Consider the following 25,909-nt stretch of genomic DNA (forward strand, 5'->3'; position numbering starts at 1 on the left):
AATGATTTTCATGGAAGTGCAGGTTTCTGCCTGTATAATGCTTCTGTGTTTATTGCAGAATGTTGCAGCAAATTTCAAATCCCGATCAGGCATTGCTGCCGCGGTCAGGTAAGCTGCAATGTGAGATTGAGATTATTACGTGCGTCAAACGCACAGGAAAGGTTTAGGGCTATGACAGCCGATTTCCGCGAGCTTCGTGTTAATATGGTTGATACGCAGATCCGCACGACGGATGTGACGGATCTTGCTGTTCTGGATGCTTTTCTGGCAGTTCCGCGTGAAGAATTTGTACCGGCGCACCGTCGTGAGCTGGCCTATATTGATGAAGATCAGCTGCTGGCAGAAACACCGGAAGGTGCGCGCTATCTGATGGAACCATCACCGGCAGCCCGTCTGGTGCAGCTTGCTTCGGTGAAAAAGCAGGATGTGGTTCTCGATATCGGCTGTGGCACAGGCTATCTGGCAGCAGTTCTGTCGCAGCTTGCAAGCTCGGTGATCGCTCTTGAAAGCAATGCGGATTTTGCTGCCACAGCTTCGGAAAAACTGCAGGCACTGGGTTGCGACAATGTTGTGGTTGTCAGCGGTGAACTGACTGCCGGCTACCCTAAAGAAGCCCCGTTTGATGTGATCATCATTGAAGGTGCGGTTGATTTTGTTCCTGAAGCTCTGCAGGCACAGCTCAGAGACGGCGGCCGTCTGGTTGCTATCGAAGGGCAGGGCAATATGGGTGTTGCGCATATTTATGTGAAAGAAGACGGTATCGTATCCCGTCGCGGCGTATTTAATGCTGCAGTGAAACTGCTGCCGGGCTTCCGTCATGCGGCTGAATTCGTATTCTGATACGCAATAAATTCTTTTCAGAAAGCCTGTCACGGATCTCCGCGGCAGGCTTTTTGTTTATTACCGATATTTAAGCTTAAAATCTCTGTGTAACCTGATATTGTCTCAATCGTTGAAAACCACTATTTTTGACCCGCTGCTTACAAAAGGGTGAAAATTGTGGCAGACCAGAAATTGTTGTTTTGGCAACAATAACAATTTGTTTATTAATGAATTAAGCTGACGGGTGGAAAATCCGATTTTTACCCGTTATTAGCAAATGCCCGAATGAGTTTGGGAAATTTGATTCGAATTGTATGGGGTAAACCGTGGTCAATTTACGCAAACAGGTTTTAGCTGTTGCACTATTAGCGAGCACGGTACTCGCACCGGCTCCTGTCATGGCGGAAACGCTGTTCGGAGCAATGCAAAAAGCATATCACAATAATGCTTCGCTCAATTCATCCCGCGCCGGTCTGCGCGCAGTTGATGAAGATGTGGCAATTGCCAAATCAGGCTACCGCCCGACACTGAGCGGCACATATAAATATGGCCGCAGCCGTAACGGCACGACTGATATGTATTCGACAACAGGCGAGGTCGGCATTCAGCTGAACCAGACACTGTTCGATGGTTTCCAAACAAAAAACAGCGTGGCGGCGGCCGAAAGTAACGTATACGCCCAGCGCGAAAATCTTCGCAATGACGAGCAGAACCGTCTGTTCGAAGCTGTTCAGGCCTATATGGATGTTTACCAGAACCGCCAGATCGCTTCTCTGCGCCAGAAAAATCTGGCCGCATTGAACGAGCAGGTTCGTGCAGCCAAAGCCCGTCTGGATGTTGGTGAAGGCACTCGTACTGACGTAGCGCAGGCTGATGCGCAGCGTTCCGCTGCTGTTGCGCAGCTCAATGCTGCTCTTGCCAATGTTAAATCGGCAGAAGCAGTCTACCGTCAGGTAACCGGCTCTGCGCCGGATAAATTGCAGGCCGCCAAGCCTGCCGGTAAATCGCTGCCAAAGAGCATTGCACAGGCCTATGCGATTGCTGAAGCCGGTCACCCTGGTGTTAAGGCAATGCAATTTGCCATGGATGCTGCCGGTCATAATGTGAAAGCTAAAGAAGGTGCATTGCTGCCGACTGTCGGCGTAACAGCTTCCGCTTCGCATTCATCGGTTTATTCCGGTCTGCCAATGGCTGGTAATGGTAATTCCGCTTCGATCGGTGTCGGCGTTACTGTTCCGATTTATTCGGGCGGCAAAACATCTGCAACTGTTCGTAAGTCGAAAGAACAGCTTGGTCAGGCGCGTATTCAGATTGATGTTGTGCAGGATCAGGTGCGTGCCGCCGTGGCCTCGTCATGGTCGCAGCTTGAAGCCGCAAAAGCATCCTTGTCTGCCTATCGCGACGGTATCTCCGCAGCACGTCTTGCATTGGACGGCGTGATTGAGGAGCGCAATGTTGGTCAGCGTACAACACTTGATGTTTTGAACGCCCAGAATGATCTGGTCGATGTTCAGATCCAGCAGGTTCAGGCTGAACGTGATGTTGTTGTGGCAAGCTATGCCGTGCTTTCATCAGTTGGCCGCCTTACAGCACGCCAGATCGGTCTGCAGGTTGCAGAATATAAGCCTGAACAGCATTATGATGCTGTTAAAGATAAGTGGATCGGTCTGCGTACACCGGACGGCCGCTAATCAGGATCAGATTCAAGCTTTAAGAAAAGCGGTGCATCATGCGCCGCTTTTTTGTTTTCAGCTGACATTTCCGCGAGCGTTACGCGGCCACAATGACAGCAATAGTTAAAAATCACTTAAGAAATCTGTGTTTTACGCCGCAGCGGGGTCTGCAGGGATTCTCAAATCAGCATTGGTTCTGTACTTTAGAGCTAAGATTCGTTGAATTTTCAGACTGAAGAATTTTACGCTTTATTCTGCCGGAGAAAACTTAAGGCTAAACAAGCCGTTTCCGCAGATAAGCGACAGCCAAAGGATGCTGCACGATATGGCTCAGACTTCCAGCGCAACACGTGAACCGTCCATGGAAGAAATTCTGGCTTCCATTCGCAGAATTATTGAAGACAGCGATGTCACAAAACAGGCAACAGCTGACCTGACATCAGCTCCGGCTGCAAAAGCACAGCCTGAAAACCGCGCTGAAACAATTAAGACTTCAGAACCGCCTGCAGAAGAAAAACGCGGGGAGGTTGCCCAGTTTCCCCGTGCTGTTTCTTCGGAAACAGTACAAACAAACAACCACGTTGTTTCGTCAGAAACCACAGCTGCTGAAACTCAGCCTGCGCCTTCATTCACGCTGGATGCGATCTTGCGTGGCAGCATTCAGGAACAGGCATCACCAGCACAAAAGCCGGAACTGACACGGGCTGAAATGCATGAGCGCAATGTTGCTCATGTGCGTATTGCGACGGTCAATCCGCCGGTACCGCCGGTTGTTATCTCTGCGGCCGAACAACCTAAGAGTGATGCCATAAAAATGTCAGAGGCGCTTCTTATGCAGGTTGCAGAAAAGCAGGTTGTGTCCATGACCCAGCCAGCCGCAAAAGAAGAGGTTGCCCCTGTGTCTGAAAAAGCATTTGAAACCGCTCCGCAAACTGTATCCGCTCCTGCGCAGGACAAGTCTCTGATTTCAGAGGCAGCGGAAAAGCAGGTTGCAGCATCTTTCGGCAGTCTCAGTCAGGCTCTTATCGAAGAGCAGAAGCGTCTGCTCAATGAGAAAATGGAAGCTATGCTGCGCCCGATGTTGCAGGAATGGCTTGATACCAATCTGCCGCCGCTTGTCGAACGACTGGTGCGTGAGGAAATCGAGCGCGTCGTCCGCCGCGGCTGACGGAAAGAATGCTCAATTGCGGATTTACAGCCCCTTTACCACTGTAAACGGGGCTGTTTTTATGTTTAAAGCCATCCTATATAGAATACGGAAATACCGTGATTTGCAGTGTGAGGCACGCAGTTTTCCTTGATTCTTTGTTTCAAACTTGCTTTGAAACATATCACTGAGACTTGTTTGTACCGGATAGGTGGTCGGATCTGCTGCTGCTAAGGCAGGATTGAACGATCACTGCTTTCGTTGCGCCTGCCTTCATATAAAGAGACAGAGTTTTTTATGTTAGAGAAAACCTACGATTCCGCGGCTACCGAGCCAAAAATTGCTGATATTTGGGAAAAAGCGCAGGCTTTTAAAGCCGGTGCGGGCTCCAAGCCGGGTGCGGATCCATTTGCTGTGGTGATCCCGCCGCCGAATGTCACCGGTTCTCTGCATATGGGCCATGCCCTCAATAATACCATTCAGGATATTATGGTGCGCTTTGAGCGCATGCGCGGCAAAAACGTGCTGTGGCAGCCGGGCATGGATCATGCCGGTATTGCAACGCAGATGGTTGTTGAACGCCAGCTGATGGAACGGCAGGAGCCGAACCGCCATGAAATGGGGCGTGAGAAATTTGTTGAGCGCATCTGGCAGTGGAAAGAAGAATCCGGCGGCCTGATTTTCAATCAGCTGCGTCGCCTTGGTGCATCCTGTGACTGGTCGCGCGAACGCTTCACGATGGATGAAGGTCTGTCCAAAGCCGTTCTGGAAGTTTTCGTCACGCTCTACAAAGAAGGCCTGATTTATAAAGACAAGCGTCTGGTCAACTGGGATCCGAAATTGCAGACAGCAATCTCGGATATTGAAGTTGAACAGCGTGAAATCAAAGGTCATTTGTGGCACTTCCGCTATCCGCTGGAAGGCGTGGCTTTTGATGCGGAAAATCCGGACACTTATATTGTTGTTGCAACAACCCGTCCTGAAACAATGCTCGGCGATAGCGGTATTGCGGTTAATCCGGAAGATCCGCGCTATCAGTCCCGCATCGGTAAAAATGCCGTACTGCCACTGGTTGGCCGTGCGCTGCCGATCGTTGGTGACGATTACGCTGATCCGGAATCCGGTTCCGGTGCGGTTAAAATTACGCCTGCGCATGACTTTAATGATGCGGAAGTCGGGAAACGTAATAACTTACGTAAAATCAACATTATGTCACCTGTTGCTACCATTTTGCTTCAGGATAATGAGGACTTTGCGGAAGGCCTGACACCATCTGCTGAGCTGGATGCGCTGATTGAACGCTTCCACGATCAGGATCGCTTCAAGGCGCGTAAAGCCATTGTTGAGATGATGGAAGAAGGTGGCTATCTCGAGAAAATCGAAGACCACACCCACATGGTGCCGCATGGCGACCGCGGTGGTGTGCCGATTGAACCATTGCTGACTGACCAGTGGTATGTAAATGCTGCGGAAATGGCCAAGCCGGCCATCGCGTCTGTTCGTGAAGGCCGTACAGCGATTGTACCGAAAACATGGGAAAAGACCTATTATGACTGGATGGAAAACATTCAGCCATGGTGTATTTCCCGCCAGTTGTGGTGGGGTCATCAGATCCCTGCATGGTATGGTCCAGACGGTACAATTTTCGTAGAAAAGAGCGAAGCAGAAGCTCTGACTGCGGCTCAAAATCATTATGGTGAGCCGACATCGCTGACCCGCGATTGCGACGTGCTGGATACATGGTTCTCCTCGGCGCTGTGGCCTTTCTCGACCCTTGGCTGGCCGGATAAGACACCGGAACTCGATACCTATTATCAGACCGATGTGCTGGTAACCGGTTTTGACATCATCTTCTTCTGGGTTGCCCGTATGATGATGATGGGTCTGCACTTCATGAAAGAAGAGCCGTTCCATACCGTTTATGTTCACGCTCTGGTGCGTGACAAGAACGGCGCGAAAATGTCGAAGTCCAAAGGCAATGTTATCAATCCGCTTGATCTGATTGATGAATATGGTGCCGATGCGCTGCGTTTCTCGCTGGCGATTATGGCCGCACAGGGACGCGACGTGAAGCTCGATCCGGCACGTATTGCCGGTTACCGCAACTTCGGTACCAAGCTGTGGAATGCGACACGCTTTGCGCAGATGAATGGCGTGAGCCGCCAGCCGGATTTCAAACCGGAAGATGCGAAACTGGCGGTTAACCGCTGGATTCTGACCGAGCTGACACGCGCGACCAGAGCCATCACTGAGGGCATTACAACTTACCGCTACAATGATGCGGCAAGTTCTGCCTATCGTTTTGTCTGGAACCAGTTCTGTGACTGGTATCTGGAACTTCTCAAGCCGATTTTCATGGGTGATGATGAAGATGCAAAGCGTGAAGCGCAGGCTTGTGCAGCATATTGTCTGGATGAAATCTACAAGCTGCTGCATCCGTTCATGCCGTTTATGACGGAAGAACTTTGGAGCCTGACAGCCGGTGAGGGCCAGAGCCGCGATACGCTGCTTGCCCATGCACCTTGGCCTGAACTCAGCTTCGAAGATGCATCTGCCGCGGATGATATCAACTGGCTGATCGAGCTGGTCAGCGGTATTCGTTCCGTTCGCTCGGAAATGAATGTTCCGCCGTCCGCACAGGCACCGCTTGCGGTTCTTGAGGCCAATGAGCTGACCAAAGAACGTCTGGTGCATCATGATGCGGCGATCAAACGTCTCTCCCGTGTTGCTGATATCAGCCTGTCTGATGCAGCGCCAAAGGGTTCTGCACAGCTGGTTGTCGGCGAGGCGACCTATTGCATGCCGCTTGGCAGCCTGATTGATCTTGGTGCTGAAATGCTGCGTCTTGAAAAAGAAAGCGGCAAGCTCACAGCCGAAATGGAGAAAATTGACAAGAAGCTCTCGAATGAGAAATTCGTTGCCAATGCCAAGCCGGAAGTCGTGGAAGCTGACCGTGCCCGTTTCGCTGAATTGCAGGAAGCACAGGGCAAAATTGCAATTGCCATGCAGCGCCTGAAGGATGCCGAATAAACCGGCCCTTTAGAGACACCTAAAGAACGAAAGCGCCCTCAAATCAGACTGATTTGAGGGCGCTTTATTTTGATGCCTCATACAAACAGTAACCGCCAAATCAGACTGCGGGTTAATCAGATTGATTCTGTGGTTTATTCGCAGATCTTGTAACCAACTGATTTTTCTATGTTTATTGAGTTTTGAATTGAAATTCTGTAATGCGAATGCAGCATTTTTACAAACAATGATGCTGAAACTGATCTGCTGCATCACGTTTGAAATGCGCAGGACGGGTGGCGCGGTATGGGTTTCAAGAGGTGAAAAACGATTGTCTTTTTTGCGTGACATATTTGGCACAGCGCACGTTTTGAAGGCAAAATCAGGTCAAAACTGACGTTTTGGATGTGAATTTATACGACAACTCACAAAAAAACTGAGTAAGACGATCAAAAATCGGATTTTCGGTCGACTCTGTGACGAACCGGTGGTTCGTTTTCAACTTTCTTGTACTTGCAGAACCCATTCGGCATGTTACGCTCACGTCAAAATTAAGTATAAAAATTGAGGGACAATATGCTTAAAACTGCCTTGAAATTATCTGCCGTGTCGCTGGCATTGTCGGGGGGAATTTTGGCCGCTCATGCCGGTGGTCTGGAGCGCAGTTCTCAGGATTTCGATATTTTATTTGAAGAAGGCAATGTGGTGGAAACCGGTGCGACTTTTGTTGCGCCGCAGCGTAAGCTGAAGAACATTCGCGGCAGTGTTTTTCCTGCCAATCCTGTTCCAAATCAGAATTTCGGCAAACCTTTCGACACAGAAGTTGACGAAGGTAAGACCTATTGGGTTCCGAAGCTTTCGGCAAAAATCCAGCTGACTGATGAACTGGGCTGTGCGGTTCAGTATCGTGAGCCATGGGGTATTGATACAGATTCAGGCATCAACAATGCCCGTATGTTCAGCGCTATTGAGCAGGAAATTTCTTCGCGCGATTATGGTCTGAACTGCGCCTATCGTTTCTCTGCCGGTGAAAAAGGCTTTTTCCGTATTCTCGGTGGCGTAAGTTATCAGGAACTCAAAGGCCGGCAGACAAAAATCTCCGGCGTACCGCTGGATCCAAACAACCCAAGAAACCTGACTTTCGCAAATAGTACACTGGATGTTGACGACAGTGCATTTGGCTGGCGCTTGGGTGCAGCTTATGAAATTCCGGAAATCGCTCTGCGCGCCAGTTTGGTTTATCAGTCCAAGGTCAATTATGATCTGGATGGCACCGTTGGCGTGTCTCTGATCGGTGCGCCTCTGAATTTCCTTACACCGGTTAGCGGCAGTGTAGCCACACCGCAATCTGTTGAATTCAAATTCCAGACCGGTATTGCACCGGATTGGTTGGCGCTCGCTTCCATCAAATGGACAGACTGGAAGAGCATTACCAAGATCGGCTTCAACAATTCCGGTGATTCACCATTTTTGGGTGGCCGCTTCCCTGTAGGTTCCGAAGTAACGTCTCTTGATCTTTACTACAAAGACGGCTGGACCGTTATGGGTGGTATCGGTCATAAATTTAACGACAAATGGTCGGGTGCGGCAACTGTTACCTGGGATCGTGGTACAACAACTGGTCTGACCTCACAGACTGATGTCTGGCTGCTGGGTCTCGGTGCGAATTACAAAGCAACACAACATTTGGAATTCCGCCTTGCAGGTGCTGTCGGTATCCTGACCTCCGGTACTCTGGATAACACAACAAGTGCCCCTAATGGTGGCAGCCCGACTGGTTCCAAGGCTGATTTTGGCACCGATGTTGTCGGCGGCATGACACTTTCTGCCAAATACCGTTTCTGATCGCATGATCGGATAAAGAAAAGGCGCTGCGATTGTGGTGATCGCAGCGCCTTTTTATATGCGAAAGCAGGACTTTAGCGGTTTATTTTTCGAGACGGGCGAGCAGGGACGATGTATCCCAGCGACCGCCGCCAAGCTTCTGCACATCCTTGTAATATTGATCCACGAGGGCGGTCAGAGCGAGCGTGGCGCCGTTACGATCCGCTTCTTCAAGGCAGATTTTAAGGTCCTTACGCATCCAGTCAGCAGCAAAGCCGAATTCATATTCGCCTTTAATCATTGTCGGTGTGCGGTTTTCCATCTGCCATGAACCGGCAGCACCTTTGGACAGCACATCAATCACGGTCTGAATATCCAGCCCTGCACATTTGCCAAAATGAATGGCCTCAGCCAGCCCCTGAACAATACCGGCAATGCAAATCTGGTTCATCATTTTAGCCAGCTGACCATTGCCAACAGCGCCCATCAAACCAACCGAACGGGCATAGGCAGAAATAACCGGCTTGGCTTTATCGAAAACAGCTTCATCAGCGCCGCACATCACAGTGAGAACGCCATTCACAGCACCGGCCTGTCCGCCGGATACCGGCGCATCGATGAAGTGAAAACCACGCTGGCGGGCTTCCTTGTCGAGTTCACGGGCAACCTCAGCAGACGCTGTGGTATTGTCGATGAATACAGTATTCTTGCCCATGCTCTGAAACGCACCGTCTTCGCCAAGGGTGACTGAGCGCAGATCATCGTCATTACCGACACAGCAGAACACAAAATCCTGACCACGGGCAGCTTCGGCCGGTGTGGTGGCAAAACTGCCTTTAAACTCCTGCGCCCAGGCCTGTGCCTTAGCCGTGGTGCGGTTATAGACGGTTACTTCATGTTCGCCGCGTGTTTTGAGATGGCCGGCCATCGGATAGCCCATAACACCGAGGCCGATAAACGCAACTTTAGCCATAGTAACTCCCATTTAATCAATGCTCTAAAGATGTTGGATAAAGTAATTTCTAAAAGAGAAACCCGCTACGGATTGTTAAGCGGCAACTCCCGATGCATTTGCTCCAAAATCCAGTCACGGAATTTCTCTGTGCCGGACTTGATCTGGCGCGATGCCGGAGCCACCAGAAAAATGCTCTTTCCGGCTTTGTAGGAATTCTCCAGCGGTATAACCAGTTTGCCACTTTCCAGATAGCTGCCGATCAGATGCCGCCAGCCGAGCGAAATACCCTGACCGTGAATTGCCGCCTGCATAGAAGCGAGATTATCGCTGAACACCACATCATGAGGCAGTTTGGCACTGGAAACGCCCTGATATTCAAGCCATTCACGCCAGCCGATACGGGAGCGATGTTTTTCTTCAAAATGCAGCAGGCGGTGGTTGAGCAAATCGGCCGGCGCATGAATAGGACCATGCGCAGCCAGATATTCCGGACTGCACACACAGACCGTTTCTTCCAGACACAGCTGCCATGAGCGCAAGCCCTGCCATTCGCCATTGCCAAGACGGGCGGAGAGGTCAATATCCTCTTCGCCGAGATCAATATAATCTTTCGGGCTTTCCTCAATATGCAGCGCGATTTCCGGATAACGGTTTTTGAAGTCTGCAAGACGCGGCAGCAGCCACAGCGAGATAAACACCGCCGAGAATGAGGCGCGCACAATGTCTTTTTGATATTTTCGCTGCAGGGACGAAATCACCATATGCAGATGATCAAAAGAGGCCTGCACTTCCTGATAGAGCCGCTGTCCTTCCGGCGTCAGCTCCAGCCGCGCACTCTCGCGGCGAAACAGTTTCAATCCTGTCGATTCTTCAAGTAACCGTATGGTTTTACTCACCGCGGGCTGGCTGACATTCAGCTCTTTGGCCGCGGCGGTGAAGCTTAAACGCCGTGCTGCGGCCTCAAAGGCAAACAGGTAATTGGCGGAAGGAATGAGATTACGGAGTCTGTGCATAATCTGAAGTTATACCTCGGACTATTTTTTTACAAGATCACAAAGCATCTGCCGCATCCTATTGTGAGATCAAAATCAGCCGCAATTTTACGCGCTGAGAAAACATGAAAACAGTCTGAGACCGTTGCATACGGGAGAGGTGCAACGGTCTTCATAAATAGTAATCGGGTGGAATTATGCAGACATATGCGCGGGTTGTGGTTGTTGGCGGCGGGTGCGTCGGAGTTTCCGTTCTCTATGCGCTGGCCAAGCGCGGCTGGACAGATTGTGCGCTGCTGGAACGCACATCGCTGACAGCAGGTTCAACATGGCATGCGGCAGGGCTTATTCCCTCTTATGCGCGCAGCAATAATGTTGGCCGCATGATTGCGAAAACCATTGAGATTTATGAAGGGCTGGAAGCCGAAACCGGTCAGAATGTCGGCTGGCATAAATGCGGCCAGCTGCGTATCGCCAATACGCGCGACCGGATGGATGAATATAAGAGCTATATGGATGTGGCCGAGGCGCAGGGCACCAATGCCCGTCTGGTTTCGCCAAAAGAGGCTATGGAACTCTGGCCGCTGCTGGAAAACAACAAGCATATGATCGGCGCACTCTATCATCCGGATGACGGACATATCGCACCGGCTGACGTGACCATGGCGATGGCTAAAGGTGCCCGTGATATGGGGCAGAAAATCTATCAGAATACGCAGGTCAATAGTTTTGAACGTCTGCCAAACGGCGAGTGGAAAGTCTCAACCAATAACGGCGATATTATCTGCGAACATATTGTTTCCGCGACCGGCAATTATGCCCGCCAGACCGGCGCATTGCTCGGTCTTGATATTCCGGCGATCCCGATCCTGCATCAATACTGGATCACCGATGCGGTGCCGGAAATCATCGAACGCAAAAAACAGGGTCTGCCGGAAATGCCGATCCTGCGCGATGAAGGCTTTGCCGGATATCTGCGCGAAGAGGGTGACGGATTGATGTTCGGCCCTTATGAGCGTACCGAACATCTGAAACTCTTTGCCGTGGACGGTGTGCCGGAATGGTTCGGCGCTGATCTGGTGGAAGAGGATTTCGACGCGGTTGAGTGGAACTGGGAAGTAGCCACAGATTATGTGCCTGCACTTGCCCGCACCGGCATTAAAGCCAATGTGCGCGGGCCATTCCAGATGACTGCTGATGAATTGCCGCTGGCTGGCCCTGCATGGGATCTGCCAAATGTATGGCTGGCGGAAGGTGTGCCGGGCGGCATTCTCTGGGGCGGCACACTGGGCTTCCATCTGGCCGAATGGATTATCGACGGTGCGCCGTCCAAAGATATGTCGGAACTCGACCCGCGTCGTTTCTCCAACTATGCCAACAAAACCTGGACGCGCCACAAGGTGCAGGAAACATGGGGCACACACGCGGATATTAAATTTCCGGGTCAGACCATGCCTGCATCCCGTCCGCAGAAAACCGCGCCTTCCTATGACCGCCTCACCGAAATGGGCGCTGTATGGGATGTGCTGAACGGCTGGGAAATGCCGCAATGGTTTGCGCCAAGCAAAGAGGAGGCCATTCCTGACCTGAGCTTCCGCCACACCCAGCGCGCGGCAAAATATATCCGTGAAGAAGTGACTGCGGTACGTGAAGGCGTTGGCCTGATCGAAATGACACCGATGACCAAATTTGAGGTTTCGGGGCCGGGGGCTGAAAGCTGGCTGGACGGTATTCTCGCCAATAAGCTACCGAAGCTCGGACGTATCGGTCTTTGTCATCACCTGAATAAAAACGGCGGCGTAGTCAGTGAATATACGGTTATCCGCTTCAAGCCGGATGCGTTTTATCTGATCTCCACCCCGCGTGGCGAACGGCTGAACTTTGACGAATTATCAAAAATCCTGCCGGATGACCGCAGCGTTACACTGACCAATGTCACCATGGAACGCGGTGCTTTCACACTTGTGGGGCCAAAGGCACGCGATGTTTTGCAGAAAATCACCGAGGTTGATCTGAGCAATGCGGCTTTCCCGTGGATGAGCATGCAGACCGGCACAATCGGGCTGGCCAGTGATGTGCGAATGCTGCGCGTGACTTATGAAGGCGAGCTTGGCTGGGAACTCTATCATCCGATCGGCTATCAGCGTCATTTGCTGGATGAAATTCTCAAAGCCGGTGAGGAATTCGGTATCCGCATGGTTGGTCTGGCCGCACTGGAATGCTGCCGTCTCGATAAATCCTATCGCGCTATGTATCGAGATATGAATGCCGAACTGACGGCTTTGGAAAGCAGTCTCGACCGTTTCATCAAATTCGATAAAGGTGACTTTATCGGCCGCGATGCTCTCATCCGCCAGCGCGATGAGGGGCTGAAGCGTCGTATTTGCACCATCACTATCGCTACAGATGGTGCCAGTGTGCAGATGAATGAGGGCGTTTATCACAATCGCAAACTGGTTGGCCGTATTACCTCCGGCGGTTACTCCTGCCATTTCAGCCATGATATCGCCCTTGCTCTGCTGCCGCCGGAATTAGGCAATCAGGTTGGGCTGGAACTGGAAGTTCAGGTGCTGGGTGAATGGCGCAAAGCAAAAGTCGTTGAAGAGTCGCTCTACGACCCGACCAATGCACGTTGCAAAATGTAATTTTAACAGTCTGATACATTGAATTGACAGGATAAAATCATGAAAGTTCTGGTCGCAGTTAAACGGGTTGTTGATTACAACGTGAAAATCCGCGTTAAGGCCGATGGCAGCGGCGTTGATCTTGCCAATGTCAAAATGGCGATGAACCCGTTTGATGAAATTGCCGTGGAGGAGGCGTTGCGCCTCAAAGAAGCGGGCAAGGTTTCGGAAGTGATTGTAGCTTCAGTTGGTCCCACACAGGCACAGGAAACGCTACGTACAGCGCTGGCGATGGGCGCTGATCGCGGCATTCTGGTGAAAGTTGATGATGCTGTTGAGCCGCTTGCCGTTGCTAAAATCCTGAAAAAGCTGGTTGAGGAAGAGCAACCACAGCTGGTGATCGTCGGCAAACAGGCGATTGATGATGATGCCAACCAGACCGGTCAGATGCTCTCGGCACTGCTGGGATGGTCGCAGGCGACCTTTGCATCGGAACTGGAGCTTGGTGATGGCAAAGCCGGTGTGACCCGTGAGGTTGACGGTGGCTTGCAGGCGATTGAAGTGAAGCTGCCTGCGGTGGTGACTGTTGATCTGCGTCTCAACCAGCCGCGCTATGCATCGCTGCCAAATATTATGAAAGCCAAGAAAAAGCCGCTTGATGAGAAGAGCGCGGCAGAACTTGGTGTTGATACGGCCTTGCGTCTCAAAGTTCTGAAAACCGAAGAACCGGAAAGCCGCCAGGCAGGTATTAAAGTAGCCAATGTGCAGGAACTGGTTGCGAAACTGAAAAACGAAGCCGGACTGATTTGATAGGGAAATAAGATCATGGCAATTTTACTATTAGCGGAACATGACAACCAGACCCTGTCAGACCAGACAGCAAAGGCGCTGACCGCGGCACTGGCTATCGGTGGTGATGTGGATGTGCTGGTTGCAGGGCAAAATGCCAAATCTGCGGCTGATGCAGCAGCAAGCCTCAAAAGTGTACGCAAAGTGTTGCTGTCAGAAAATGCCGTGCTGGAAAACCAACTGGCAGAACCCCTCGCTGATCTCATTCAGACATTGAGCGCGGATTATGATGTGATTATCGCTGCGGCCACAACAACAGGTAAAAATGTGCTCCCGCGTGTGGCCGCATTGCTTGATGTGATGCAGGTGTCGGACATTATCGAGGTGATCTCGGCGGATACATTCAAGCGCCCGATTTATGCAGGCAATGCCTTACAGACTGTACAGGCACTGGATGCGAAAAAGGTGATTACTGTACGTACCGCCGGTTTTGCTGCGGCAGAAAAGGGCGGGACGGCTGCGATTGAAAATATCGCTTATGCCAATGACCCGCAATTGTCGAAATTTGTTGAAGCAAAGCTTTCCGGCGGAGATCGTCCGGAACTGACTTCGGCAAAGATCATTGTTTCCGGTGGCCGTGCGCTTGGCTCCGCAGAGAAATTTCAGGAAGTCATGTTGCCGGTGGCTGATAAGCTCGGCGCTGCCGTTGGTGCAAGCCGCGCAGCAGTGGATGCCGGTTATGCGCCGAATGACTGGCAGGTCGGACAAACCGGTAAGGTGGTTGCGCCTGATCTTTACATCGCTGCCGGTATTTCCGGTGCTATCCAGCATCTGGCAGGGATGAAGGATTCCAAAGTAATCGTGGCTATCAACAAAGACGAAGAAGCGCCGATCTTTCAGGTTGCCGATTACGGGCTGGTCGGTGACTTGTTTGAAATCATTCCGGAACTGGAAAAAGCACTCGGCTAATTTTTCCATCAGAATTTATTGAAATGAAAAGGCATTCACCTGTTCAGGTGGATGCCTTTTTGCTTTAACCTGACATGAGATTTATGGGAGAACTGAGCGATGAGCGAGACAAATGAAACAGTCAACGGTGCCTGTCATTGCGGGACAGTGCGGTTTCGGGTGAAACTGTCCGACGGGCTGAATACAGCACGCCGTTGCACATGCTCCTATTGCCGGATGCGTGGAGCTGTGGCCGTATCAGCGCAACTTGGCGGTTTGGAGATTATCAGCGGTGAAGATGCGCTGACGCTCTATCAGTTCAATACCAAGGCGGCGAAACATTATTTCTGCTCAATTTGCGGGATTTATACCCATCATCAGCGCCGTTCCAATCCGCAGCAATATGGCATTAATGCCGCCTGCCTTGAAGGCGTCAGTCCGTTTGATTTTGATGAGGTTCTTGTCACCGATGGCATTAATCATCCGTCTGATGACAAATCCGCAAACAGGTCGCCCTATGTCGGTGTACTGAAATATATCCGCTGCGAATAATGCTACTGATCGTTGATAATCGCCCAGCGTTCATGATCGCGCCAGTCGCCGTTGATAAACAAATAGCGCGGTGAAAAGCCTTCTTTGTGAAAACCCGCACGTTTAACAAGGGCGAGGGAGCGCAGATTGTCCGGCTGAATATTGGCTTCAATCCGGTGCAGACCGATTTCCCTGAAGCCATACGCCACCGTCTGCTTCAGGCCTTCGGTCATCAATCCGCGACCGGCCAGATGCACCATGCTGTAATAACTCAAATAGGCACTGCAAAACGCCTTCATAAATATCTGGCTGAAGGTGAAAACACCGGCAATCTTGCCACTCTCCGTATCGCGCGCAACAAGTGCCTGTGATGCGCTGCTTTGCAGATTGCCGAACCAGTCTTCAAAACCAGCGAGATCAGTAAAATTGCGCATCCATGGATGATGATGATTGCGGCTCGCAAGATTGCCCGCGATCAGTTCGGTTGCATCTGTTCTTCTGACGGGTTGCAAATTAATCATTTCATCCTCCGGCCGGATGCGTTTTATGCCGTTTAGTACAGCGCGCTGACAAGCCCAAACCTGTGTGATGAAGAAGTTTTTTGGCCTGTGCATTGCGTGTTGCACTATATTATGTCAGCGATATTCAAGCGTAATTACAATATTGTGTATGGGTGAAGCGTTTGACGGGCAATAAGCAGATTTGGAAATCCTATCTGACAATATCGGCTATCTGGCTGATATTGCTATTGCTGTTTGTTGCTTTCACTGCGCGTCAGAGCATTAATCAGGCGCGTGACGAGGTGAAACAAACCGGCACAGCGCTGCATCGTGTTCTGTCGCAGCGTGCTGCCCAGCATGATGCTCACCTCACCAGTTTGAACGCGCTGATCCTCTCTGCCAGTCCGGCGCCGGTGGATGCCTTGCGTCAGGTGTCGCGCAACATTATCCGCTTTTACCCGCGCATCAGCGTAATCGATGTCATGCTGCTGAACCGCACCGGCTCCAAGGTTAATGCTGAGCCTGTGCTGATGGTTGATGAGACTGAGCATGATAATCTCGCCGTTGATTTTGCCGCGCAGGTCGCAGAACAAAAACCGGGCGAGGTGCGCACTTATCTGTCTGACAAGCTGGCAGACCGTTATTATCTGGGCAAAAAATCCGACAATGCCAATCCCGGTTATGCGATTTTCATGGCTATCAATCCGGCTCTGATGATTGAACCGGATGAGCGGCCGGATTGGGCAGACCTGACGCTGTCCATCAATGATAAGATTATTCTTGAACAACAATCCGGCCTGCAAACAGTGGCATCGCGCTTTCTGGAGCAACCGGTTTTCTCTCAAAAAATCGACAGTCAGAACCAGCCGCTTTTGCTGCGTCTCAGCCGTCCGATGGCGCTGTCAGATGTGATTGATCCGCTGCGCACCATATTATTCGCGGTTTTGTCACTGATTGCTTTGACCGGTGCTTATGCGCTCTGGCGTTTTCAAAAAGCGACCAGAGAGGCCGAGCAGAAAGCACAGTTGTCGGAACATGAAACGCGGCTTGCTCATGCGGCGCGGGTGAATTCCATGGGCGAGCTGGCCTCCGGCATCGCCCATGAACTGACCCAGCCGCTGACAGCCTTGCTGAGCCAAAGTCAGGCCGCATTACGCCTTGAAGCATCCGGTAAGCGGCCTGAATTATTGAAACAGGCTTTGGCGGCCAATGTGCGGGAAGCATCGCGTGCTGGTGAGATTTTGCAGCGTATGCGCAATTATATGAGCAATCATGAACCACAGCGCAAGCCTGTAGAAATAAACCAGATTATCCGCGATGTGGCGGAATTGCTGCGCACGGATCTGGCACAACGCAATATCAGCCTGCATCAGCAAACCGAGAAAATATCGCCGCTGATTGCTGCTGATCCGGTTGAGATGGAGCAGGTGCTGTATAATCTGATCCGCAATGCTGCCGACAGCCTGAGCCAGAGCGAGATCAGCGATAAACGCATTACTGTGACAGCTGAGGCCAGAGGCGGGCAGCTCATCCTGAGCATTGCTGATAATGGCGGCGGCATTGCCGATGATATTCTGCCGCGTTTATTCGAGCCGTTTTTCACCACCCGTGAAGCGGGTATGGGGCTGGGGCTTTCGCTCTGCGCAACCCTGATTGAGCGGATTGACGGGGAAATATCGGTAGAAAATGCACCATCCGGTGGTGCAGTTTTTACAATTACCATTCCAATGGCTGAGCCTGAGCATTCAAAGGCAGCAGAATGAAGAATCTCAAAATTTATCTGATTGATGATGATGAAGCTGTGCGCGAAGCATTGTCACTATTGTTGCAGACCTATGGCATGCATGTGGAGACATTTCGTGATCCGGCGACATTTTTGGCGCATGTTGATCCGCAAAAGCCCGGTTGTCTGATACTCGATTTGCGTATGCCGATGATAAGCGGCTTGCAATTGCAGCAAAAACTGCTGGAACGCGGGATCGACTGGCCAGCCATCATGATTACCGGTCACGGGGATATCAATGCTTGCCGTCGTGCTTTCAAGGCAGGCATTCTCGACTTTCTGTCCAAGCCCGTGGATGAGCAGGTTTTGCTGGAGGCACTGGAGACCGCTTCTCAGGAGCTGGATAAAATTCTGGAACGGGCGGAGGCACAGAAACTGATCGCCAGACTGACCGACCGCGAGCACGAGATTTTCGATCTGATCTGCAAAGGTTTCGGCAGCAAAGAGATTGCCGCTGCACTGAATATTTCGGTGCGCACCATTGATGCGCATCGCGCTAATATTGCCGAAAAACTGGAAACCAGTTCGGTGGTGGATTTTGTGCGGCTGCAACTATCCGGCAGCAGTGCAGGGCATCCGTAATTATACCTAGAGCTTTCAGCGGTATCGCGGATTCACGCAAAATGATTGTTTCACTAGATTGAGTGTCAGAAAGCCGGTTGCTTTCATCAACACTCAGGAGACGATCATGAAACGCATTTTGTTTGCCGGTGCTGCGGCACTTGTACTGACCTCAGCTGCTTCCGCGCAGGTTTTGCAGGAAAAGAACATGCCGCTCAATCTTGCGGTAAACATTGCCAATGAAACAATCGCTGCCTGTTCTGCCAAAGGCTATAATGTAGCCGTAGCTGTTGTTGACCGTGCAGGCGTGCTGCGCACTCTGATGCGCGCTGATAATGCCGGTGCTCATACACCAGCGGCAGCGACCGCCAAGGCTTTCACCTCGGCCTCTTCCCGCACTCCAACCGGTGTCATGGCTGAAAATATCCAGAAAAATCCGGCAGCGGCAGAACTGGCTAACATTCCGGGCTTCCTCGTGCTTGCTGGCGGTGTGCCGGTTAAAGTTGGCGATGCAACCATAGGCGCAATCGGCGTCGGCGGCGCACCGGGTGGTCATCTGGACGAAGCCTGTGCAGTTGCTGCACTCGACAAGGTCAAAGACCAGCTTAAATAATCGCTCCCAACCGCCGCACTGTTGTCTCAGTGTGGCGGTTCACGCATGATGTATTTTCAATGAGGAGAGAGACATGACAAATTTATTGTCCCTGCGAAATATTTTCAGAAGCACTCTGCTTATTGCCGGCTTTATTTTGACAATCACGGGAGTTGCCATGTCCGCCTCAGCCAGCAAAGAACGCAAATTACTGGATGCCGCTGCCACCGGTGATGTCGCAACTATTCAGAGCCTGCTGAAAGATGGCGTCACTGTCGATACACGCAACGACCACCGCCAGACTGCATTGCTGGTTGCTACCCATAATAATCAGGTTGAAGCGGCTAAAATTCTAATTGATGCCGGTGCAGATGTGAATGCCAAAGACATGATACAGGACAGCCCGTATCTCTATGCCGGAGCACGCGGCCATCTGGAAATTCTTAAAATGACTTTGAGCCATGGTGCCGATCTGAAAAGCACCAATCGCTTTGGCGGTACGGCACTTATTCCGGCATCGGAGCGCGGCCATGTGGAAACGGTGCGCACGCTGATTGAGGCCGGTGTTGATGTCGATCATGTCAATCGTCTCGGCTGGACTGCACTGATTGAAGCCGTGATCCTGAGCGATGGCGGGCCTGCCCATGTCGAAATTGTAAAGCTTTTGAAAGCCGCCGGTGCCGATCTTTCTATCCCTGATAATGAAGACGTAACAGCACTTCAACATGCTAAAAAGCGCGGCTTTGCTGAAATCGTTGCAGTGCTTGAGAAATAGTCTTTACAGAACCAGCAGACCGATGCCGCTGAGAATATCCGTTGCCTGACTTTTTGAGATGATGGCGCCTTTGAGTACAGCGGCATCGTGAAATGTCAGGCTGCCCAGATCGCAGCCACGCAGATCAGCGCCTTTGAATTTGCTCAGCCGTAAAGTGGCCCCGCGCATCCGGCAATCGTGAAAGACCGTATCGCGGAAATCACATTCTCTGAGATCAGCCTCGCTGAAATCCATATTTGTCAGAGTTTTATTACGAAACGACGCGCGCGGCAGAAAAGCTGCAATCAGCAAACATTCTTCAAAATCAGTGCCGATCAGGCTGCAATCGGCAAAGTCTGCACCGGTAAGTTTGGATCGTGAAAACTTTACGCCATTGAGATTGGATCGGCTCCACAATGTATTGGAGAGATCGCAATCGTAAAATTGTGCGCTATTGCCATCAATATTGGACAGGTTTGCACCACTGAGACGGCATTTGTTGAATTGCGTTTCAGTGATGATTGCGGCTTTAAAATTGCAGTTTGTAAATATGCATTCTGTGAAAACACAGTCCGATAAATCCTGACCGGATAAATCAGCCCCGTCACATATTAGGCCGCTGAAATTGCGGGTGCCGTCACTCATTTGCTTTAAGAATGCGACTGGCACAGGACAGGTCTCAGCGTTTGCGGTTCAGGACAACATAGGCAACGCAACCGGCCAGACCGAAAGCGATAATACCCTGAATAAGAAATACCCACTGTATCATACTCATAACATCACCTTTTCATTGCAGGAAAAATATGATCTGCGCAGTGCTTTATCATTACCCTGTGGCGATGTCAGCATTTTTAAACAGCAATATTAAAAGCCGGAATTGAAAAACGGCGGCGCTTGCGCACCGCCGTTTTATGCTTTTTAGGCTGAGATTATTCAGCCAGCCATTCTTTGATGCGGTCAGGATTGTCGGCAATATATTTATCAACTGCCTTATCGTATGACGTTTCCTGCGCTTCAAACATCGCTTTTTCGAGGTCTTCCAGCGGGATATTCATCTTCTCCAGCAGAGAGGCGACTTTCGGATTGTCTTCCTTAAAGCCTTTGCGGGCGAGGGCATTCACATGCTCTGCGGCACCAAGCGCACCTTCAGGGTCTTCCAGATAGCGCAGCTTATATTTGCCGAACATCCAGTGCGGGCTCCACGCGGTCGCTACAAACCAGCCATCCGAGCGGGTTGCACGGTCAACCGTTGTGAGCATCGCTGCCTCACTGGAGATCTGAAGCTTGTAATTCAGGCCGTATTTTTTGATCGCTTCTTCTGAAAGGCGGGTCAGACCGGCACCCGGATCAATACCTTGAATCTGGCCTTTCAGCTTTTCATGAATATCGGCTTTCTTCAGGTCTTCAATCGACTTGATGTCGCTCTCAGGCACGGAGGCAGGCACAACCCAGCCAAGTTTTGCACCTTCATAGAGCGGGCCCAGATCTTCAACCTTGCCTTCAACACGCTTGTAATAATCCGCATGTGTTGCAGGCAGCCAAGCCATCATCATCGCATCAAGATCACCACGGCTCACGCCCTGATAAAGCGGTGCAACATCTGTCTGCACCAGTTCAACTTTCTGATCCAGGTTATCCTGAATAAGTTTAGCTGCGAGTTTGGTTACAAACTCAGCATCGGACCAGGGTGCCCAGCCAAGTTTGACCACTTTGGCATCGCCTGCAGCCAATGCTGAAGTTGCCATGGTTCCCGCCAGCAATGCCGCCAGGCTTAGACGTGTCAGTTTCCCGAACATATCTTCTCCTTTAAGGTTTCTATAGGTGAATTAAGCTTCCTGCTTGCGCAGGGATGTTGTTTTCTTGGTTCCGGTTTCCGCTTCCGGCTGTTTACGCAGCGCTGCAAAGCGATTGAACAGGCCTGGTTGCGGTTTGCCGAAACTCTGAGTGATACGGTCAAGCACAACGGCCAGAATGACCACGGCAAGTCCGCCTTCAAAACCGGTGCCGACATCAAGACGCTGAATACCGGTGAGCACTGTATTCCCCAGACCACCCGCACCGATCATCGAGGCAATCACTACCATCGACAGCGACAGCATAATGGTCTGGTTGATACCGGCCATAATTGAGGGCAGGGCATTGGGAAGCTGCACTTTGAACAGCAGTTGTTTTGCCGTGCAGCCGAAGGCCAGACCGGCTTCAACGAATTCTCCGTGCACCTGCCGGATACCAAGATTGGTCAGGCGCACAACCGGCGGCATAGCAAAAATCACAGTCGCGATTGTGCCGGGTACAGCCCCCAGACCGAAGAACATGGCCGCCGGAATGAGATACACAAAGGCAGGCATAGTCTGCATCAGGTCGAGCACAGGACGGATGAAAGATGCCAGCAGCTCACTGCGCGCCATGGCAATACCCAGCGGAATACCAATGACAATAGCAATGATTGTTGCCGCCAGCACCAGAGACAGGCTCTCCATCGTGCCCGACCACAGTCCCATATGATGGACGAGTGCCAGCGCGAGAGCAGTGAAGATTGCAAATTTCCAACCCACACGCCACAGCGACAGCAATGTCAGAATGGCAATACCCACAACAGCCGGAATTGCCAGCAATCCACCCTGAATACCGCCAGTAACAAAGCCGATAACCGCAGCAATCATATCCAGCGCCGGTGTGAAATGGTCGAGAATGTAATTCACAGTGATATCGGCACCTTTGCCGATACTAAAATTCATATCCATTTTTATACCAATCGTTTCAGCTCAACCGGCGCGGTCGAGCGTTTCCAGAAGTGCCGATTTGGAAATCGCACCGACATATCTGTTTTTTTCATCAACAACCGGAACCGGCCAGCGGCTTTCAGCAACGCGGCCAAGCACGTTGGAAAGCGGTTCGCTTGCTTCAATAGGAGTGATATCGCTTAAGAACGCTTCCCTGTACGGATGCGGGGATTTGGCTTTGACCTTCTCAATCAGGCCGTCCTGACTGATCATGCCGTGATAGCTGCGGTCGCGGCCGACAATAACGGCAATGTCACGTCCCGTAGTTTCCATCTGTTCCAATGCGGAAGCGGCAGAAACACCCTGACGGTCAAAGATCGTCAGCAGGGTTTTCCGCGCCACATCACCGGCAGAAAACACATGAGACACATCCACATTTTTGAAGAAGGAGCGCACATAATCATTCGCCGGAGCCGAAACGATCTCATCCGGCGTGCCGACCTGCACAACCTTACCATGCTGCATGATGCAAATACGGTCGCCGATGCGCATGGCTTCGTCCAGATCATGGCTCACGAAGATAATCGTGCGGCTGTTTTCCGATTGCAGACGGATCAGCTCATCCTGCATTTCCGTGCGGATGAGGGGATCAAGAGCGGAAAACGCTTCGTCCATCAGCAGGATTGTCGGCTCATTGGCCAGAGCGCGGGCAAGGCCGACACGCTGTTTCATACCACCGGAAAGCTGGTCGGGCATGCTCTGGGCATAGGGCTCCAGACCGACGGCGGTGAGCGCTTGCATTGCGCGCTCATGGCGCTCGGCCTCAGCCATGCCGGCAACTTCAAGGCCGAAGGCAGCATTGTTGAGAACTGTGCGGTTTGGCAGCAATGCGAAAGACTGGAAAACCATGCTCATATCGCGGCGGCGCAGGTCGATCAGCTCGCCTTTGGACATTTTGGTAATGTCGCGTCCGTCAACGGCAATGGTGCCGGAGGTCGGCTCAATCAGCCGGTTCAGCAGGCGCAGAAGTGTGGATTTGCCGGAGCCGGACAATCCCATGATGACGAAGATCTCGCCATCCATAATTTCAAAGCTCGCACCGTCAACGCCGATAGTGCAGCCCGTATCCTTGTGGATCTCTGTTTTGCTTTTTCCGGAACGCAATTGGCTCATTGCTTTTTCCGGCTTTTCACCAAAGACTTTAAAAACATCTTTTAAAGATAGTTTTACAGACTTCGGCTCATTCATACTCTCATTAATTGTATAAACAGCCATATAATAAGTTAACCCTGCCATAATGGCAGACCTATTCTCCTTTTGTATTTAAATAAGAGAAATATCTGCGAAATTAATGCAAAGATTATGCTTTAAATTTCATTTAGAAATTGCAGATAAATCTAAACTGATATTCAACAATATATAGAAATATCGAAAAAAGTCCAGCCAACCCATGAGAATTGCTGCAAAACCCTATGTTTTCAGGGCGCAGCGCATAATCAGAAAAAGGTAGCACAGCTAAAAAACAAGCCCGCTTGAGCCTATGAATTTGCATTCGATGCAGAGGAGATTCTCATCATATCCATGATGCAAAAGCAGATGAAAAATCTGCAATATTGATTGAGTATGAAGTAAAAGATCAAAAACTTCGCAAAACAGATGAAATTTTTATTGTTAAATATTCAATATTAAATTTTATAAATATACGCTTTAATATTTACAAAAATGAAGTATCATCATGCATATCGCAATCTTCGATGGATAATACATGGAGAAAGATTGGAACTTCTTTATTATTGTCGAGCCGGTGCAAGGGCAGGTATTTAAAATATCCTGCTGGACCGATTTATCCGTGTTTTTGCTGTGTCACTGGCCGGTAAAATACGGAACATCCTATACTGTGGCGGTATGTACTTTGTCACAGAATTATTACAAGAAATCCAATATTGAACTCATCATTAAACACTTCATTGCTGCGCTCAATGAAGCAAAAATTCCCTATTACTTCAAAACAGACAAGCATATAGCCGATGCAATAGTACCGGCAATCCCGACAGGCATATCAGCCACCGCCATCAGCGAGTAGATAACCATTCCTCAGGACAGAGGAATAGCAACTTCCGTGCGGTTTCTGCCGTTTTGCTTAGCCTGATACAGCGCCTGATCTGCGGTTTTAATCAAATGGCTGAAGTCAGGATGACCATTGAATGTGGAAACACCAATCGACAGCGTAATATTTTGCGACCCGCCATCCGGCAGTGAGAATTGCTGACCGGCAATTTTCAGTCGTAGTTTTTCAGCCGTTTCCAAAGCAGTCTTTGCACTTGCTTCAATCAGCACCACAAGAAACTCTTCGCCGCCATAACGGAAGACAAAATCGCTGGCACGGGAATGCGTGAAAATGCTTTCTGCCACCTGCTGTAGAATATGATCCCCGCCACCATGGCCGTAAGTGTCATTGATACGTTTGAAATTATCGATATCGACCATCATAACGCTCAGCTCCATCCGGTTTTGTGAAGCCATTTTGACCTCACGCGACAGAATGGAAGGCAGAAAACGTCTGTTCAGTGTGCGTGTCAGCGGATCGCGACCGGTTTCCATCGCAGCGGCGGCCTGAAAGAGTTCTGCCAGCAGAAATTTGATTTCTCCGGTTTTATTCTTAAAGGATTCAATCAGTTCTGTTAGATTTTGATCCGCATCGGCACCGGCAATGGCCGGCAGCAAAACGGTGTCGATATATTTCATATCTGCACGGATATTTTCCAGAACCGGCGAACCATGAAAAATCATATCGCCTTTATGATGCAGCCACAGGCCAAAATCAGAACTGGAGAGCAGGGGCAGCACAGCCTCACGCCTGTTACCATAGAGACTGAACAGAACCGACTGGCTCCACTCCATGAGGCTGGCACGCTGGATTTCACGTTCCAGTGTCACATCCTGACTGAGTGCGAAAGCGCGATAGGCTTCATCCGTTTGTGCATCGCTTTTGGTATTACTGACAAAAGCCTGACTCATAAATTCAATAGCAATATTAATGGCATTGCCGACATAATCGGCCATGACAGCAAAGTCACCAAGGCTGATTGTCTGACTTTGCAACTGGCAAACAATCTCGTTTTTCAGCAGGCGCGCGCCTTGCATAACCACATGAATAGGCACCTGAATACGCGCATGAACCTCGCCGATCTTGCGCTGCTCGGCCACGAACACCGCAACATCCATGGTTCGCTCAACAAAAAGACGGCGCAGCCAGCCGCGCATCGAATGTTGCAAGCGGTCGTGAACCACATCCTGAGAGAGAAACGGACTTGCATCCGGATTTTGTAGCAGCCGGTCGTAGAAAACACCAACCAGACGGTCTTTATCCGCCTCGATCAGACAGGCTAGCTGCTTTGCAAGATTATCAGGCAGGCTATGAATGAGCTGAACCCATTCGCTCTCGGAAGGTGTCAGGCAGATATGAGGATTACGGATATCATCACCGGACATCTCTGTAGGCAGAGCAGGGACATTCATAACCGTCATAGCTTCATCACTCATATGCTGGAGCGCATATTAAAAATCCGAAACTTTTGATCTGTTTCCGGCTTTAAGAATGCGCATAATTTCAAAAACCAAAGCAATTCCAATAAGTTCCCCTAACTGAAAATGCCTTAAACTCTGTTAAAGAGCATGCCCG

Annotated in this window: 22 protein-coding genes; 14 read left to right on the forward strand and 8 right to left on the reverse strand. The window is 50.7% G+C overall.

The genetic code is table 11. The features are described 5' to 3' along the window. The first annotated feature begins 171 nt into the window (after positions 1 to 171). The 5 genes from KHQ09_RS09340 (at position 172) to KHQ09_RS09360 (ending at position 8,496) form a co-directional block, all read left to right on the forward strand. The gene (locus KHQ09_RS09340) at positions 172 to 840 is read left to right on the forward strand and encodes a protein-L-isoaspartate O-methyltransferase family protein (RefSeq protein WP_022711750.1); all 669 of its coding nucleotides are present in this window, start codon (positions 172 to 174) and stop codon (positions 838 to 840) included. A 308-nt stretch (positions 841 to 1,148) separates the two neighbouring features. After that, entirely contained in the window at positions 1,149 to 2,513 is a 1,365-nt protein-coding gene (locus KHQ09_RS09345; RefSeq protein WP_028233836.1) for a TolC family outer membrane protein, read from the forward strand. 307 nt (positions 2,514 to 2,820) lie between these two features. Beyond that, complete coding sequence (locus KHQ09_RS09350) at positions 2,821 to 3,663, forward strand: PopZ family protein (RefSeq protein WP_213597866.1); 843 nt, start codon at positions 2,821 to 2,823, stop codon at positions 3,661 to 3,663. Positions 3,664 to 3,939: 276 nt separating this feature from the next. After that, positions 3,940 to 6,672 carry a valine--tRNA ligase gene (locus tag KHQ09_RS09355; protein ID WP_213597874.1) on the forward strand — a complete coding sequence of 911 codons (2,733 nt, stop codon included), beginning with the start codon at positions 3,940 to 3,942 and terminating at the stop codon, positions 6,670 to 6,672. 555 nt (positions 6,673 to 7,227) lie between these two features. Further along, on the forward strand, positions 7,228 to 8,496 hold the full coding sequence (locus KHQ09_RS09360) for an OmpP1/FadL family transporter (RefSeq protein ID WP_213597876.1): 1,269 nt from the start codon (positions 7,228 to 7,230) through the stop codon (positions 8,494 to 8,496). A gap of 82 nt (positions 8,497 to 8,578) precedes the next feature. On the opposite strand, the gene KHQ09_RS09365 is transcribed toward KHQ09_RS09360, so the two are convergent. Together KHQ09_RS09365 and KHQ09_RS09370 are read right to left on the reverse strand one after the other, a co-directional pair. After that, positions 8,579 to 9,448, reverse strand: a complete 870-nt coding sequence (locus KHQ09_RS09365) for an NAD(P)-dependent oxidoreductase (protein WP_213597877.1) — start codon at positions 9,446 to 9,448, stop codon at positions 8,579 to 8,581. A gap of 65 nt (positions 9,449 to 9,513) precedes the next feature. Next, a complete protein-coding gene (locus tag KHQ09_RS09370) occupies positions 9,514 to 10,443 on the reverse strand; it encodes a LysR substrate-binding domain-containing protein (RefSeq protein WP_022711759.1) in 930 nt (309 codons plus the stop codon). Between the two features lie 176 nt (positions 10,444 to 10,619). Here KHQ09_RS09370 and KHQ09_RS09375 point away from each other — a divergent pair, with 176 nt between their 5' ends. From KHQ09_RS09375 to KHQ09_RS09390, 4 genes are all read left to right on the forward strand, one after another. Further along, positions 10,620 to 13,067 carry a GcvT family protein gene (locus tag KHQ09_RS09375; RefSeq protein WP_213597878.1) on the forward strand — a complete coding sequence of 816 codons (2,448 nt, stop codon included), beginning with the start codon at positions 10,620 to 10,622 and terminating at the stop codon, positions 13,065 to 13,067. A gap of 39 nt (positions 13,068 to 13,106) precedes the next feature. Then, on the forward strand, positions 13,107 to 13,856 hold the full coding sequence (locus KHQ09_RS09380; protein WP_213597879.1) for an electron transfer flavoprotein subunit beta/FixA family protein: 750 nt from the start codon (positions 13,107 to 13,109) through the stop codon (positions 13,854 to 13,856). Positions 13,857 to 13,871: 15 nt separating this feature from the next. Continuing rightward, the gene (locus KHQ09_RS09385) at positions 13,872 to 14,804 is read left to right on the forward strand and encodes an electron transfer flavoprotein subunit alpha/FixB family protein (protein ID WP_213597880.1); all 933 of its coding nucleotides are present in this window, start codon (positions 13,872 to 13,874) and stop codon (positions 14,802 to 14,804) included. Between the two features lie 99 nt (positions 14,805 to 14,903). Further along, the gene (locus tag KHQ09_RS09390) at positions 14,904 to 15,335 is read left to right on the forward strand and encodes a GFA family protein (RefSeq protein WP_213597881.1); all 432 of its coding nucleotides are present in this window, start codon (positions 14,904 to 14,906) and stop codon (positions 15,333 to 15,335) included. Positions 15,336 to 15,337: 2 nt separating this feature from the next. Here KHQ09_RS09390 and KHQ09_RS09395 read toward each other — a convergent pair whose 3' ends face one another. Next, on the reverse strand, positions 15,338 to 15,835 hold the full coding sequence (locus KHQ09_RS09395) for a GNAT family N-acetyltransferase (RefSeq protein WP_213597883.1): 498 nt from the start codon (positions 15,833 to 15,835) through the stop codon (positions 15,338 to 15,340). A gap of 161 nt (positions 15,836 to 15,996) precedes the next feature. On the opposite strand from KHQ09_RS09395, the gene KHQ09_RS09400 reads away from it, so the two are divergent. The 4 genes from KHQ09_RS09400 (at position 15,997) to KHQ09_RS09415 (ending at position 19,525) form a co-directional block, all read left to right on the forward strand. Further along, positions 15,997 to 17,577, forward strand: coding sequence for a sensor histidine kinase (locus tag KHQ09_RS09400; RefSeq protein WP_213597885.1), 1,581 nt, complete (start codon positions 15,997 to 15,999; stop codon positions 17,575 to 17,577). Further along, the gene (locus KHQ09_RS09405; RefSeq protein WP_151159164.1) at positions 17,574 to 18,179 is read left to right on the forward strand and encodes a response regulator transcription factor; all 606 of its coding nucleotides are present in this window, start codon (positions 17,574 to 17,576) and stop codon (positions 18,177 to 18,179) included. The genes KHQ09_RS09400 and KHQ09_RS09405 overlap by 4 nt, the downstream gene beginning before the upstream one ends. Positions 18,180 to 18,285: 106 nt before the next feature. Then, positions 18,286 to 18,771 (forward strand): GlcG/HbpS family heme-binding protein, encoded by a 486-nt coding sequence (locus KHQ09_RS09410; RefSeq protein WP_151159165.1) that lies wholly within the window; start codon positions 18,286 to 18,288, stop codon positions 18,769 to 18,771. Positions 18,772 to 18,928: 157 nt separating this feature from the next. Next, the gene (locus KHQ09_RS09415; protein WP_238481604.1) at positions 18,929 to 19,525 is read left to right on the forward strand and encodes an ankyrin repeat domain-containing protein; all 597 of its coding nucleotides are present in this window, start codon (positions 18,929 to 18,931) and stop codon (positions 19,523 to 19,525) included. A gap of 3 nt (positions 19,526 to 19,528) precedes the next feature. Here the strand turns inward: KHQ09_RS09415 and KHQ09_RS09420 are convergent, their stop codons facing one another. The 4 genes from KHQ09_RS09420 to proV all read right to left on the reverse strand — a co-directional run bounded on the left by KHQ09_RS09420 (position 19,529) and on the right by proV (position 23,475). Then, positions 19,529 to 20,149, reverse strand: coding sequence for a pentapeptide repeat-containing protein (locus tag KHQ09_RS09420; RefSeq protein WP_213597890.1), 621 nt, complete (start codon positions 20,147 to 20,149; stop codon positions 19,529 to 19,531). A 284-nt stretch (positions 20,150 to 20,433) separates the two neighbouring features. Beyond that, entirely contained in the window at positions 20,434 to 21,300 is an 867-nt protein-coding gene (locus tag KHQ09_RS09425; RefSeq protein ID WP_075655156.1) for a glycine betaine ABC transporter substrate-binding protein, read from the reverse strand. Between the two features lie 30 nt (positions 21,301 to 21,330). Then, entirely contained in the window at positions 21,331 to 22,248 is a 918-nt protein-coding gene (locus KHQ09_RS09430) for an ABC transporter permease (RefSeq protein ID WP_213597892.1), read from the reverse strand. 21 nt (positions 22,249 to 22,269) lie between these two features. Further along, positions 22,270 to 23,475, reverse strand: coding sequence for a glycine betaine/L-proline ABC transporter ATP-binding protein ProV (gene proV / locus KHQ09_RS09435; RefSeq protein ID WP_116089373.1), 1,206 nt, complete (start codon positions 23,473 to 23,475; stop codon positions 22,270 to 22,272). 517 nt (positions 23,476 to 23,992) lie between these two features. Between proV and KHQ09_RS09440 the strand changes: the two genes are divergently transcribed. Continuing rightward, positions 23,993 to 24,310 (forward strand): DUF982 domain-containing protein, encoded by a 318-nt coding sequence (locus KHQ09_RS09440; protein ID WP_022711774.1) that lies wholly within the window; start codon positions 23,993 to 23,995, stop codon positions 24,308 to 24,310. 11 nt (positions 24,311 to 24,321) lie between these two features. Here KHQ09_RS09440 and KHQ09_RS09445 read toward each other — a convergent pair whose 3' ends face one another. Then, the gene (locus KHQ09_RS09445) at positions 24,322 to 25,770 is read right to left on the reverse strand and encodes a GGDEF domain-containing protein (protein WP_022711775.1); all 1,449 of its coding nucleotides are present in this window, start codon (positions 25,768 to 25,770) and stop codon (positions 24,322 to 24,324) included. Positions 25,771 to 25,909 lie beyond the last annotated feature (139 nt).

Origin of the sequence: Pseudochrobactrum algeriensis, assembly GCF_018436245.1 — a bacterium.
Taxonomy (GTDB): Bacteria; Pseudomonadota; Alphaproteobacteria; order Rhizobiales; family Rhizobiaceae; genus Pseudochrobactrum; species Pseudochrobactrum saccharolyticum.